Source organism: Mycobacteroides franklinii (assembly GCF_002013895.1).
GTDB classification, from domain to species: domain Bacteria; phylum Actinomycetota; class Actinomycetes; order Mycobacteriales; family Mycobacteriaceae; genus Mycobacterium; species Mycobacterium franklinii.
This window is the reverse complement of record NZ_MAFQ01000010.1, coordinates 191,395-204,370: the sequence shown is the minus strand read 5'-3', so window position 1 is coordinate 204,370 and position 12,976 is coordinate 191,395. Positions and strand designations below refer to the sequence as shown.

General features: G+C 61.4%; 8 protein-coding genes. 6 read left to right on the top strand and 2 right to left on the bottom strand.

Features of this window, described 5'->3' with window-relative positions; all coding sequences use genetic code 11:
• Window positions 1–7: 7 nt before the first annotated feature.
• Window positions 8–1,171 carry a PrsW family intramembrane metalloprotease gene (locus B4393_RS18440; RefSeq protein WP_413816155.1) on the bottom strand — a complete coding sequence of 388 codons (1,164 nt, stop codon included), beginning with the start codon at window positions 1,169–1,171 and terminating at the stop codon, window positions 8–10.
• A 208-nt stretch (window positions 1,172–1,379) separates the two neighbouring features.
• Between B4393_RS18440 and rpsA the strand changes: the two genes are divergently transcribed.
• Window positions 1,380–2,825, top strand: a complete 1,446-nt coding sequence (gene rpsA, locus B4393_RS18435) for a 30S ribosomal protein S1 (protein WP_070939729.1) — start codon at window positions 1,380–1,382, stop codon at window positions 2,823–2,825.
• 184 nt (window positions 2,826–3,009) lie between these two features.
• Window positions 3,010–4,197: a dephospho-CoA kinase gene (gene coaE / locus B4393_RS18425; RefSeq protein ID WP_078335303.1), complete on the top strand. Its 1,188-nt coding sequence runs from the start codon at window positions 3,010–3,012 to the stop codon at window positions 4,195–4,197.
• A gap of 10 nt (window positions 4,198–4,207) precedes the next feature.
• Here the strand turns inward: coaE and B4393_RS18420 are convergent, their stop codons facing one another.
• A complete protein-coding gene (locus B4393_RS18420; protein ID WP_078335393.1) occupies window positions 4,208–4,873 on the bottom strand; it encodes a TetR family transcriptional regulator in 666 nt (221 codons plus the stop codon).
• Window positions 4,874–5,238: 365 nt separating this feature from the next.
• Between B4393_RS18420 and B4393_RS18415 the strand changes: the two genes are divergently transcribed.
• The 4 genes from B4393_RS18415 (at window position 5,239) to B4393_RS18400 (ending at window position 12,846) form a co-directional block, all read left to right on the top strand.
• A complete protein-coding gene (locus B4393_RS18415; RefSeq protein WP_232783719.1) occupies window positions 5,239–5,634 on the top strand; it encodes an MmpS family transport accessory protein in 396 nt (131 codons plus the stop codon).
• Complete coding sequence (locus B4393_RS18410; RefSeq protein ID WP_078335302.1) at window positions 5,631–8,588, top strand: MMPL/RND family transporter; 2,958 nt, start codon at window positions 5,631–5,633, stop codon at window positions 8,586–8,588. The genes B4393_RS18415 and B4393_RS18410 overlap by 4 nt, the downstream gene beginning before the upstream one ends.
• 851 nt (window positions 8,589–9,439) lie before the next feature.
• Window positions 9,440–9,856, top strand: a complete 417-nt coding sequence (locus tag B4393_RS18405) for an MmpS family transport accessory protein (protein WP_078277750.1) — start codon at window positions 9,440–9,442, stop codon at window positions 9,854–9,856.
• Complete coding sequence (locus B4393_RS18400) at window positions 9,853–12,846, top strand: MMPL/RND family transporter (RefSeq protein WP_078335301.1); 2,994 nt, start codon at window positions 9,853–9,855, stop codon at window positions 12,844–12,846. Before B4393_RS18405 ends, B4393_RS18400 begins: the two co-directional genes overlap by 4 nt.
• Window positions 12,847–12,976 lie beyond the last annotated feature (130 nt).

Sequence of the window (12,976 nt, the reverse complement as noted above, 5' to 3'; positions counted from 1 at the left end):
CATCACGCTACCCCGTAAGGGGCGCACGGTAACCCGAGAGTCCTTGCAAGACCGGAGCGGCGGCTCGCGCGGCCATCACCGCATACGCCTCCTCGGTCTGCATCGCGATATCGCGCGGGTCCCGGGAGCCCTGCTCGATGCGCTCTCGCACGAAGGCCAGTTCCACGACCTGTGCCGCGAAGTTCTTCACCGCGACACCACTCGGGGCCCCGCCAATTCGCCTGGCCTCCGCTACCGCGTGCTTGCGCTCCTTGAGCGAGCCCAACCAGGTGGACTCATTGGGCGTGACCAGCCCGGCTGCCACCATCCCCGGCAGCTTCTCGGCGACGACCTGCTGCTCTTTGCGCCGGCTGCGCACTCCGACGACGATCATCAGCGCGAACATCGGCACCATCCAGAACGCGTATACGGCCAGGTAACCCTCTAACCCGAGGAACGACGAGCCATTCCACAAACCGTGCATGAGCACTGCGGCCAGATATCCGGCCACAATGCAGAAAAATTTGGCGACGGCGCTGCGTTGCCGAAACGAGTAGTACACACCGACACCGGTCATGCTCGTGAACAACGAGTGCGCGAACGGGCCAAGACCAAGCCGAACGATCGCGGTCAGCACTGACTCGCCGACAGTGTTGCCACTGCCGATATAGGCGATGTCTTCGAGCCAGGCGAATCCGGCGGCGGTGATACCCGCGTAGACGAGGCAATCGGTGAGCGAGTTGAGCTCCAGGCGGCGGCGACCCGTCAGCATCAGTAGCAGGAAAGCTCCTTTGGCGGCCTCTTCGATGAAGGGCGCGCGGATGGCCACTGACGCGAAGGAGGTACTGGAGTCCGGGCCGTACCCCGCACCAAAGGCCACTTCAAGGATGATCGACACCACCACCGCGAGCGACGCGCCCCAGACAAATGCCAGTACAAGGAGCCGTGAGGGCTCCGGCTCCCACCGGTCCAGCCAGAGATAGCACAGCACCACAATCCCGATCGCGATGCTCGATAGGACCAAGCCGATCATTGCGCCAACCGGATTCGCGAGAAGTAGACCCGCGATGATCAATCCCGTCACCAGCGCAAGAGCGATGATGAGGCCGATCGGCGCCCCTACCTTCTTGATCCGCTGAGGGAATCCTGGCATCGGTGGCATGGGGGCGGGCGCGGGTGCGTAGGACACCACCGAAGAGTAGCTGTGAGCCCTCGGGAGGGTGCGGCGATGGCCCGCCGGCAGCACCCACCGAGTCGACCGGGTTTGTGCTGGTGGAGACCGGTCTAGTAAGGTGAAACACATCTCTGCCGCACGTGCGGAGGTATCAGCACGCCCGCAGCTGAAGCTAGCTGCACCAGCACTGTCCCTACTACACAACCTGTCCGGAGCAACCCCACACATGCCAAGTCCCACCGTGACCTCGCCGCAAGTAGCCGTTAACGACATCGGCTCGGCCGAGGATTTTCTCGCCGCTATCGATAAGACGATCAAGTACTTCAACGATGGCGACATCGTCGAAGGGACCATCGTCAAGGTTGACCGCGACGAAGTTCTTCTTGACATCGGTTACAAGACCGAAGGTGTCATCCCGTCCCGCGAACTCTCGATCAAGCACGATGTCGACCCCAACGAGGTCGTTTCCGTGGGCGACGAGGTCGAGGCCCTGGTTCTCACCAAGGAAGACAAAGAAGGCCGTCTGATCCTGTCCAAGAAGCGCGCTCAGTACGAGCGGGCGTGGGGCACGATCGAAGAGCTCAAGGAGAAGGACGAGGCCGTCAAGGGCACCGTCATCGAGGTCGTCAAGGGCGGCCTCATCCTGGACATCGGCCTGCGCGGCTTCCTGCCCGCATCGCTGGTCGAGATGCGTCGTGTCCGCGATCTGCAGCCGTACATCGGCAAGGAGATCGAGGCCAAGATCATCGAGCTCGACCGCAACCGCAACAACGTGGTGCTGTCGCGCCGGGCCTGGCTGGAGCAGACCCAGTCCGAGGTCCGCAGCGAGTTCTTGAACCAGCTCACCAAGGGCGCCATTCGCAAGGGTGTCGTGTCCTCGATCGTCAACTTCGGCGCCTTCGTCGATCTCGGTGGGGTTGACGGCCTGGTGCACGTGTCCGAGCTGTCCTGGAAGCACATCGATCACCCGTCCGAGGTGGTTCAGGTGGGCGACGAGGTCACCGTCGAGGTTCTCGACGTCGACATGGACCGCGAGCGGGTTTCGTTGTCGCTCAAGGCAACCCAGGAAGACCCGTGGCGTCACTTCGCCCGCACCCACGCCATCGGCCAGATCGTGCCCGGCAAGGTCACCAAGCTGGTGCCGTTCGGTGCGTTCGTCCGCGTCGAAGAGGGCATCGAGGGCCTGGTGCACATCTCCGAGCTCTCGGAGCGCCACGTCGAGGTGCCGGACCAGGTTGTGGGTGTCGGCGACGACGCGATGGTCAAGGTCATCGACATCGACCTGGAGCGTCGCCGGATCTCGCTGAGCCTCAAGCAGGCCAACGAGGACTACACCGAGGAGTTCGACCCCTCGAAGTACGGCATGGCCGACAGCTACGACGAGGCCGGGAACTACATCTTCCCGGAGGGCTTCGACGCCGAGACCAACGAGTGGCTCGAGGGCTTCGACAAGCAGCGTGAAGAGTGGGAGGCCCGGTACGCCGAGGCCGAGCGCCGTCACAAGATGCACACCGTGCAGATGGAGAAGTCCGCGGCGGCCGCCGAGGCAGAGGCCGCGGCCGCTTCCTCGAGCAGCTCCTCGCGGTCCGAGGATTCGGCTCCGCAGGGTGGCTCGCTGGCCAATGACGAGCAGCTCGCCGCACTGCGCGAGAAGCTGGCAGGCAACGCCTAAGCACGCGTTCTCACGACGGAAGGCCCCGGTCCTGCGACCGGGGCCTTCTTCGTCTTCACAGCAGCTGTTCTGGCACGTCGTCGCCGAATCAGGGCCTCGCCCAGGAGAATTCGATGTCAACACGGGTAGCGGGTTCCCGGGTGCTGGTGATCAGGCGGAGCCGGCGCTGTGACAGACTGCGGACATGTTGCGCATTGGCCTGACCGGAGGAATCGGCGCGGGAAAGTCCACGGTCTCGCGGACCCTCGCCGAATGTGGGGCCTTCATCGTGGACAGTGACGTCATTGCGCGCGAGGTGGTGGAACCCGGAACTCCCGGCCTGATTGCACTGGTCGAGGCCTTTGGGGAATCGATCCTGCGCCCCGACGGCGCCTTGGATCGTCCAGCGCTGGCGGCAATTGCGTTCCAGGACGATGTGCACCGCGCCACCCTCAACGGAATCGTGCATCCTTTGGTCGGCGCCCGGCGGGCCGAATTGATGGCCGCCGCGGGCAAGGATGCCATTGTGGTGGAAGACATTCCATTGCTCGCGGAGAACTCGCTCGCGGCCTTTTACCATCTGGTGCTGGTTGTGCACGCGGATATCGAAACCCGCGTCACACGACTCGTCACGCATCGCGGGATGGATGAGCAGGACGCCCGCTCACGCGTGGCCGCCCAGGCATCCGATGAGCAGCGCCGGGCCATCGCCGATGTGTGGCTGGATAATTCAGGTGACTCCGACGCACTCGCACAGACGGTTCGTGACCTGTGGGCCGAGCGGCTGCAGCCGTACGCGCATAATCTGCGCACTCGTCAACGGGCGCCATGGAAGCCAGAGCTCGTTCCCGCCGACCCGACGTGGCCGGTTCAGGCCCAGCGCATCATCAACCGGCTGGCGGTGGTGTGCGGTTCGAAGGCGCTGCGGATCGACCACATCGGTTCCACCTCCATAGCCGGACTGGACGCCAAGGATGTCATCGATATTCAGGTGACCGTCGAATCGCTCGATGTGGCCGACGCTTTGGCGGATCCCTTGGCCGATATCGGGCTACCTCAAATAGTGGGTATCACCGCCGATGATCCGCATGACGCCGACATTGCCACCTGGGGCAAGCGCATCCACGCTGCAGCGGACCCGGGTCGCGCCGCCCTGGTACATGTGCGGGTGGACGGTTGGCCGGGTCAGCGATTCGCGCTGATCTTCCGCGATTGGCTGCGCTCGGATCCGCAGGCGCGCGCCGAGTATCTTTCGATCAAGCAAGCGGCCGAGCGAGCGGCGGCGGAGGCCAACGGTGATCTCGGCGCCTACGTCGACGCCAAGGAACCCTGGTTTGCATCGGCGTATCCACGCGCGCTTGCCTGGGCGGCCGAAACCGGATGGACTCCGTAAGACGCGCGCGTCACCGTTGTTGCGTGACGATACCGATGCAGGTCGCGGTCAACAGCCTGGTCAATGCCGGCTCGAAGTCCAGGCTCCAGTCTGGTGGGACGCCCGGCTCACTCCGGTAATCGTGTTCAAGTCCCTCCGGGGGATGTGCGATCTGCCAGAGCATGGCGGCGAGCGAGAACGCGGCGACAAGGATGTCGAGCGAGCCCTTGCGGCCGATCTCCGGGAGGGTGCGTTCGATCGACTCTGCGATCGACATGACGGCGACGTTGCTGATCTGCTTCACCTCGGCGACGCGTTCGACGTCGACTTCGTGCTCCAGGTGTAGATGCTGATTGGCCAACAGGTCGCAGAACAGGGGATCGTCGACCAAGCCGTGCACCAGCGACTCGGCCACGCGGGCGGGGGAGCCGGGGCCAGGTTCGGCCAGCGCTGCGCAGACCGTGGCCGACCACCGGGTCCAACCCTCGGCGGCCAGGTGCAACAAGACTTCTTTGTGGGAGCTGAAATAGCGCCGAACAGCCGAGTAGTGCACCCCGGCGCGATTCGCGACCGCGGTCAGCGTTACGGAGGTGACACCGGATTCCACAGCCAGCGACCGCGCAGCTTCCACGATTGCTGCGGCCCGTTGACGTTTCTTCTCGTCAGTGCGGGCGCGTTGAAATGTCAGTTGCGCCACGTGCCGAGGATAACGCACGGCGTGTGATTTGCGACGTAACGAACCACCCGGTAGCGTGCGTTACGCACGTGGTATGCGTTAAAGATCCTGATGAAACGCGCTGGAAGGGAGCCAACTGTTCCGACCTTAGGCATGGTTTACTTCGAGAAATGTGCGGGCATGCGTGCCCGGGCACCGCAGGCTTGAAGCAACCAGCACGCGGCGATTGCTGCGCCGCCCTTTCGAGTGGGGCGGTCGGGTGCGGAATCCGATCGGTAGTTGAGCCAGGTTCGAGCAAGCACGTGCTATCGGCTTGCGAAACGCCAAACGGGTGAAGGGGTTTTACGATTCTTAGCGCATTGAAGCGGGCTTGGATCCCCGTGGTGATGGTGCTCGTGTTGGCCATCGCGGGCTTCGCGGTATGGCGGATTCGCGGCATCTTCGGCTCGTCGCAGTTGCCCACCTACGCCGGCAGCATGACCGACGACAAGAACAACTCCAAGCCCAAGCATGTGCTCTACGAGATCTTCGGCCCTCCCGGCACCATCGCGGACATCAACTACATCGACAAAGAGGGTGAACCGCACCAGATCAACGGGGCGGTCTTGCCGTGGTCGATTGAGATCGTCACGACCGCACCGTCGATGACGGGAAACATCCTGGCCCAGACCCGCAATGCCGATGGACTCGGTTGCCGCATCACGGCCAACGATGAGAAAAAAGATGAAAGGTATACCAACGAGGTGAGCGCCTACGTCTACTGCTTTGTGAAGTCCGCATGAGCGGGGCGCACACAGGACGTGCGGCAGGGGAGCCCACCTTTTTGGCCAAATGGATTCGCCGCCTGTCGATCCCCATCGTCATCGGCTGGCTGGCCATTGTCTTCGCCCTCAACACGTTCGTCCCTCAGCTGGAGCAGGTCGGCAAGGAACACACCGTTTCGTTGAGCCCGCAGAGTGCGCCGTCGATGCAGGCGATGAAGCACATGGGCAAGATGTTCAAGGAGTCCGATTCCGACAGCGTCGTCATGATCGTGCTGGAGGGACAGGAACGACTGGGCCCCGGCTCGCACAAGTTCTACGACGAAATGGTGGGCCGGCTGCGCGCCGACACCAAACACGTTCAGCACGTTCAAGACTTCTGGGGCGATCCCCTCACCGAGGCCGGCGCCCAGAGCACCGACGGCAAGGCCACCTACGTCCAGGTAAACCTCGCGGGAAACATGGGCGAGACGCTGTCGAACGAGTCCACTGAGGCGGCTCGCAACATCGTCAAACAACTCGAGGCCGACTGGACCAAGAACGGCACCAAGCTGCCCGACGGGCTGACCGTCTACGTCACCGGCCCCGGCGCATTGCAGACCGACATGAACCACGCCGGCGACGGCAGCCTCCAGCTCATCACCGGATTGACCTTCCTCGTCATCGTGGTGATGCTGCTGTTCTTCTATCGATCGATCTTCACCGTGATCATGGTGTTCATGCTGGTGGGTATCCAGCTCAGCGCCGCGCGCGGTGTCATCGCCTTCCTCGGTAATACCGAGATCATCGGGTTGTCGACCTTCGCCGTGAACCTGTTGGTGATGCTCTCCATCGCCGCGGGAACCGACTACGCCATCTTCCTGATCGGCCGTTACCAGGAAGCCCGAGCCATGGGCGCCGAAAAGGAAGCGGCGTACTACGAGATGTTCCACGGCACCGCGCACGTCATCCTGGGATCGGGTATGACCATCGCCGGTGCCATGTACTGCCTGAGCTTCACCCGCATGCCGTACTTCCAGACTCTGGGCGTGCCCTGCTCGGTGGGCCTGCTCGTGGGCGTGCTGGTGTCCCTCACCTTGGGACCGGCCCTCATCACCATCGGTAGCCGCTTTGGACTGTTCGAACCGAAGCGCGCCATGCGGATTCGCTCCTGGCGCAAGATCGGGACGACGATCGTGCGATGGCCGGGCCCGGTTCTCGCGGCCGCTTTGTCGATCGCCATCATCGGTCTTGCGGCACTGCCCGGATACCGGACCAGCTACGACGACAAGAAGTACATCCCGAAGGACATTCCGGCCAACGCGGGCTTCCAAGCCGCCGACCGGCACTTCTCGCAAGCCCGGATGAACCCGGAGATGCTCCTCATCGAGTCCGATCACGACATGCGGAACTCGGCAGACTTCCTGGTCATCGACAAGGTCGCCAAGGCCGTGTTCCGAGTGCCCGGAATCGCACGCGTGCAAGCGATTACGCGCCCACAGGGCACGCCGATCGAGCACAGCTCCATTCCATTCCTCATCAGCATGCAGAGCGTGGGTCAGCTGCAGAACATGAAGCTGATGAAAGACCGCATGGCCGACATGAAGGTCCAGGCCGACAAGATGGGCGAGAACGTCGTCATCATGAAGCGCACGCTCGCCAACATGACCACCATGGCGGGCATTACGCACTCACTCGTCGGCGATATGCACACCCTGCAGGGCACCATCCACGATATGCGGGACAGCATCTCGAATTTCGACGACTGGTTCCGCCCGATTCGCAACTACTTGTACTGGGAAAAGCACTGCTTCGACATCCCCATGTGCTGGGCGATGCGCTCCATCTTCGACACTCTCGACAAGATCGATGAGATGACCGAAACCATGGACGGCATGGTCGTCAACATGGAGCGGATGGACCAGCTCATGCCCAAGATGGTCTCGGACATGTCGGCGATGGTCCCGATCATGGAAGACATGCAGCAGATGATGCTGACCCAACACAGCACCATGTCCGGTTTCTACAACCAGATGGACGAGATGAGCCAGAACTCGACCGCCATGGGTAAGGCGTTCGATGCTGCGAAGAACGACGACTCGTTCTATCTGCCACCGGAGATCTTCGATAACGCCGACTTCAAACGGGGAATGAAATCGTTCCTGTCACCGGACGGCAAGGCGGTCCGGATGATCATCTCGCACCGAGGTGATCCCGCGACACCTGAAGGCCTTTCGCATGTCGAGCCGATCAAGCAGGCCGCGATCGAGGCGGTCAAGGGCACGCCCCTGGAGAACGCCAAGATCGAACTGGGCGGCACCGCGGCCGTGTTCAAGGACATGTCCGATGGCGCCCGGTACGACTTGATGATCGCCGGCATCTCCGCCTTGTGCCTGATCTTCCTGATCATGCTGCTGATCACGCGGAGCTTCGTGGCCTCACTTGTCATCGTCGGCACGGTGGCGTTGTCGCTGGGTGCTTCATTCGGTCTGTCGGTGATCATCTGGCAATACATCTTGGGCATCGAATTGCATTGGCTGGTCATGCAGATGGCGATCATCGTGCTGCTGGCGGTCGGCTCCGACTACAACCTCTTGTTGGTGTCCCGACTCAAGGAGGAGCTGCACGGCGGTCTGAAGACCGGCATCATCCGCTCGATGGGTGGTACCGGCAGCGTGGTGACCTCGGCCGGCCTGGTCTTCGCGTTCACGATGGCTGTGATGGTGGTCAGTGATCTGCGCATCATCGGCCAGGTCGGTACGACCATTGCGCTGGGTCTGCTCTTCGACACCCTCATCGTGCGTTCCTTCATGACACCGGCCATCGCGACCATCCTCGGTCGTTGGTTCTGGTGGCCGCTGAATGTGCGGACGCGGCCACTGCCTCCGCCCAGGACGCCGGCAGCTTCGCAGCCCGTGCCGCCCCCGCCGGTGCCGGTGACTCCGGGACACGGCGATGAGCCCATCACCACGGAGTTCCCCCGGCCTTCGGTCTGACTCCCGTAAGCGCGGGTAGCCGCACGCGAGATTTCCCGTCGGGTAAACAGTCCTATTGCCAAGGCATCGTTCATGATGCCTTGGCAATATCCGAGGTGTTTCACTCGTCATCGGCACGCGAATTCGGCTGCGATGTGTTGGAGTAATGAGATCCACCATCGCAGCAGGGCTCCAAAAGCCGTCGGAAAATATTTGCTGGTTGTATGGGTGGCGCTGAGCCGTGCGCGGCACCACGTCCATTGGATGACGACTCACCGACCTTCGTGACCAACGACACGCCCGGCGTGTGCCCTAGCTGCCGGTCACTTTTTCGTCCCGCCGCGCGTGTACCGCCCACGGCCGTTGCGAGCATCAAAGCCGAGGGAACCGGCCCGGCGGAAAATAGCACTGGCAAACACTCGGTGGGTCCGGTAGCTGGTGCGATTCTTAGATCAGTCACTAACTCCGATGTGCACGCAGGCGCTTTCGTTACATGGAGGAAAAGAAACGGGGAATAGATCCGTGTCACCGGTTGTTGACATCCGCTTGTAGCTAACTAAGCTATTGCGGGTGCTCAGGGGAGCGAACGGGCAAGTTGTGACTGACAGCACATGTACAGTTCCCTGACAAACGTATGTAGTATCCCTTACGAATTACTAAGAAATCGGCATGAGCGGAGCCACGTGGGATGAACCGACGATATGAGCGGGTGCCCCATCAGCTCACGGACTCCGCAAAACAACACGGTGTCGTACTGGCTGGTAACTGTTTGCGCGCGAATCGCGCCGCCGCATAGCCGGACGCGATAAGCAGAGTCGAGTTGTTGGCCCCCGGGCCACACGGGTGAAGGGGATTGGACCATTTTCAAGGTATTGAAGCGGGTATGGGTCCCGCTCGTCGTTCTGGTGGTGATCTCGGCCGCCGCGTTTGGTGTCTATCGGCTTCACGGCGTGTTCGGCTCGACCAGCATCAACTCGGCGGTCGGCATCAAGGATGACTCCAAGAACATCATCCCGAAAGACATCGTCTATGAAATCTTCGGTCCCGCAGGAACAAGGGGCGAGGTCAACTATCTCGACGACCGGGCGCAACCGCAGCGCGCCCAGTTCACCACACTGCCGTGGACGTTAACCATCACGACGACGATGACTTCTGTCTTCGCCAATGTCGTCGCGATGGGGGATAGCGATGAAATCGGCTGCCGCATCCTGTCCAACGGCGAAGTAAAGGACGAACAGACCGTGTCCAACCACAACGCCCAGGTCTTCTGCATGGTGAAATCCGCATGAGCACACATAGCGCTCCCACGAATGGCGCAACCCAAAAGCCTTCGCGCATAGCGCGGTTCATCCACACGTTCTCCGTACCGATCATTCTGGCCTGGCTCGTGTTGACGGTCATCGTCAACGTCGTCGTGCCGCAGCTCGAAGAGGTCGGTAAAGAACACTCGGTGTCGTTGGCGTCGAAGGACGCACCGTCCTACCAGGCCATCAAGCGTCAAGGTGAGCTGTTCCAGCAGTTCAAGGACGACAGCATGGTGATGGTCCTGCTGGAGAGCGACACCAAGTTCTCCACCGATATGAACGACAAGGCGCACACGTTCTACCGCGAGTTGGTCAAACGACTGCGTGCCGATACCAAGCACGTGGAATACGCCCAGGACTTCTGGGGCGACCGCATCACGGCCGGTGGCGCGCAGAGTGTCGACGAAAAATCTGCGTACGTTCAGCTGAATCTCCGTGGAGACCAAGGCACGACGGAAGGCAAGGAATCCGTCACGGCGGTCCAGGACATCGTCGCCAAGCTCATCGACGAGAGCAAGAAGAACAGCACCTATCCCGACGGGCTGAAGGTCTTCGTCACCGGCCAGGCCGCGCTGACGATGGACATGAACGACGCCGGCGACAAGAGCATGCTCAAGATGACGGGTATCACCTTCATCGTCATCGCCGTGATGCTGCTCCTCATTTACCGATCCATCACGACGGTGCTGCTCATCCTGTTCATGGTGTTCGTCGAACTGGGTGCCGCTCGTGGCGTGGTCGCGATCCTCGGCAATGCCGAAATCATCGGCCTGTCGACATTCGCGGTGAACCTGCTGACCTCTCTGGCCATCGCGGCCGGGACAGACTATGCGATCTTCCAAATCGGCCGCTATCACGAGCTACGGGCCGAGGGCAGGGACCGGCTCGAATCCTTCTACATCATGTATCACAGTGTCTCGCACGTGATCTTGGGTTCGGGCCTCACCATCGCGGGCGCAACGTTCTGCCTGAAATTCACTCGCCTGCCGTACTTCGAGTCGCTGGGTGTGCCCTGCGCGATCGGCATGCTGGTGGTGGTGGCCGCCTCGCTCACCATCGGTCCGGCGGTGATTCTGATCGCGACAAAGTTTGGGCTGCTGGAGTCCAAGCGCACCATCAAGAGCAGAGGATGGCGCAAGATCGGCACCGCCATCGTGCGCTGGCCGGGACCGATCTTGGCGGTCACGATGATCATCGCGATCGTCGGCTTGGGCATCCTGCCCACGTACTCGGTCAACTACAACGACCGGTACTACATCCCGACTGGTCTGCCGTCGATTCAAGGCTTCCAGGCATCCGACCGGCACTTCTCGAAGGCGAGAATGAACCCGGACATCCTGATCGTCGAGGCGGACAAGGATCTGCGGACCCCGGCCAACATGTTGGTGCTGGACCGCATCGCCAAAAACGTCTTCCGCACCGAGGGCATCAACAAGGTGCAGAGCATGACCCGCCCGATGGGCGCTCCGATCGATCACAGCTCGGTGCCATTCCAGGTGAGTATGCAATCGGTATCGATGACCGAGAACATGAATTACCTCAAGAACAGCATGGCGGACATGTTGAAGATGGCCGACGATATGGGATCGATGGTCGCCATCATGGAACGCATGTACAGCATCATGAAAGAGCTTGTCGGTGTAACACACCATATGGCGACAGTGACGGTGCCGGACATGATCAGTGTCACCAATGAAATGCGGGACAATATCGCCAATTTCGACGATCAATTCCGCCCGCTGCGCAACTATTTCTATTGGGAAAAGCATTGTTTCGATATTCCGATGTGCTGGTCCATGCGCTCGCTATTCGACACCATTGACGGGATCGATAAGTTAGCCGAGAGCATGCAGGGAATGCTCGGTGACATCACCAACATGGACAAGCTGATGCCGCAGATGGTGGAGCAGCTTCCACCGATGATTGCCATCACCAAGAACATGCGGAACACCATGCTGACCATGTACAGCACGATGAACGGCATGATCGGCCAGATGGACCGCATGACCGACACCGCAACGGTGATGGGTCAGGCGTTCGACGAGGCGAAGAATGACGACTTCTTCTACCTGCCGCCGGAAGCCTTCGACAACGAAGACTTCAAGAAGGGCGTCAAGCTGATGATGTCGCCGGACGGCAAGGCTGCGCAGTTCATCATCACGCATGAGGGCGACTACGCCAGCAAGGAGTCGCTCGCCAACACGGAAGTCGAACTCAAGGCCGCCAAGAACGCCATCAAGGGCACCCCGCTGGACGAGGCCAAGCTCTATCTCGGCGGTACGGCGCCGACCTATCACGACATCGGCGAGATGGTGAAGTACGACCTGATGATCGCAGTCATCGCGTCGCTATGCCTGATCTTCGTCATCATGCTGGTCATCACGCGAAGCATCGTGGCGGCGTTCACGATCGTCGGGACCATCGCGATATCGCTCGGGGCGTCCTTCGGCCTATCGGTGTTGCTGTGGCAGCACATTCTTGGCCTGCAGCTGCACTGGTTCGTGCTGCCGTTCACCGTCATCATCTTGTTGGCGGTCGGCTCGGACTACAACCTGCTGCTGGTATCCAGATTCAAGGAAGAGCTACATGGTGGCCTGAACACCGCCATCCTGCGTGGTGTGGGCGGTTCCGGAAGTGTGGCCACCCAGGCGGGTCTGGTATTTGCGTTCACCATGGGCTCGATGATCACCAGCGACCTGATCGCGATCGGCCAAGCGGGGTCGGCCATCTGCCTGGGTCTGCTGTTCGACACCTTCATCATCCGGGCGTTCATGACGCCGGCGATCGCCGCCCTGATGGGCCGGTGGTTCTGGTGGCCCATGAAGGTGAGCAAGTACGCGACGGATCCGCCGCCACCGCCGGTGCCCGTCGAGCAACAGGCTCCGCCACCACCGGCGCCTGTTCCCGTCGGGGCGGGTCCTGGACCCGCACATGATGACCCGGTCACCGCGGAGTTCCCACGACCTCAGGTCTGACGGCTAGTACAGTTCGGCCCCCGTGCTCATGGCATGGGGGCCGAATTCGTGTATGGGATCGGCTGACTAAGCCTTTCCAGGTCTTCCCAGCTGGCACAACTGTTTCCCGACAGTCTTCCAGGATAGAAAA

Excerpts from the sequence above, each read along its gene's own strand:
- B4393_RS18410 (WP_078335302.1), top strand. The coding sequence starts at position 5,631 with ATGAGCGGGGCGCACACAGGACGTGCGGCAGGGGAGCCCACCTTTTTG.
- B4393_RS18400 (WP_078335301.1), top strand. The coding sequence starts at position 9,853 with ATGAGCACACATAGCGCTCCCACGAATGGCGCAACCCAAAAGCCTTCG.
- rpsA (WP_070939729.1), top strand. The coding sequence starts at position 1,380 with ATGCCAAGTCCCACCGTGACCTCGCCGCAAGTAGCCGTTAACGACATC.
- B4393_RS18415 (WP_232783719.1), top strand. The coding sequence starts at position 5,239 with ATGGTGCTCGTGTTGGCCATCGCGGGCTTCGCGGTATGGCGGATTCGC.
- coaE (WP_078335303.1), top strand. The coding sequence starts at position 3,010 with ATGTTGCGCATTGGCCTGACCGGAGGAATCGGCGCGGGAAAGTCCACG.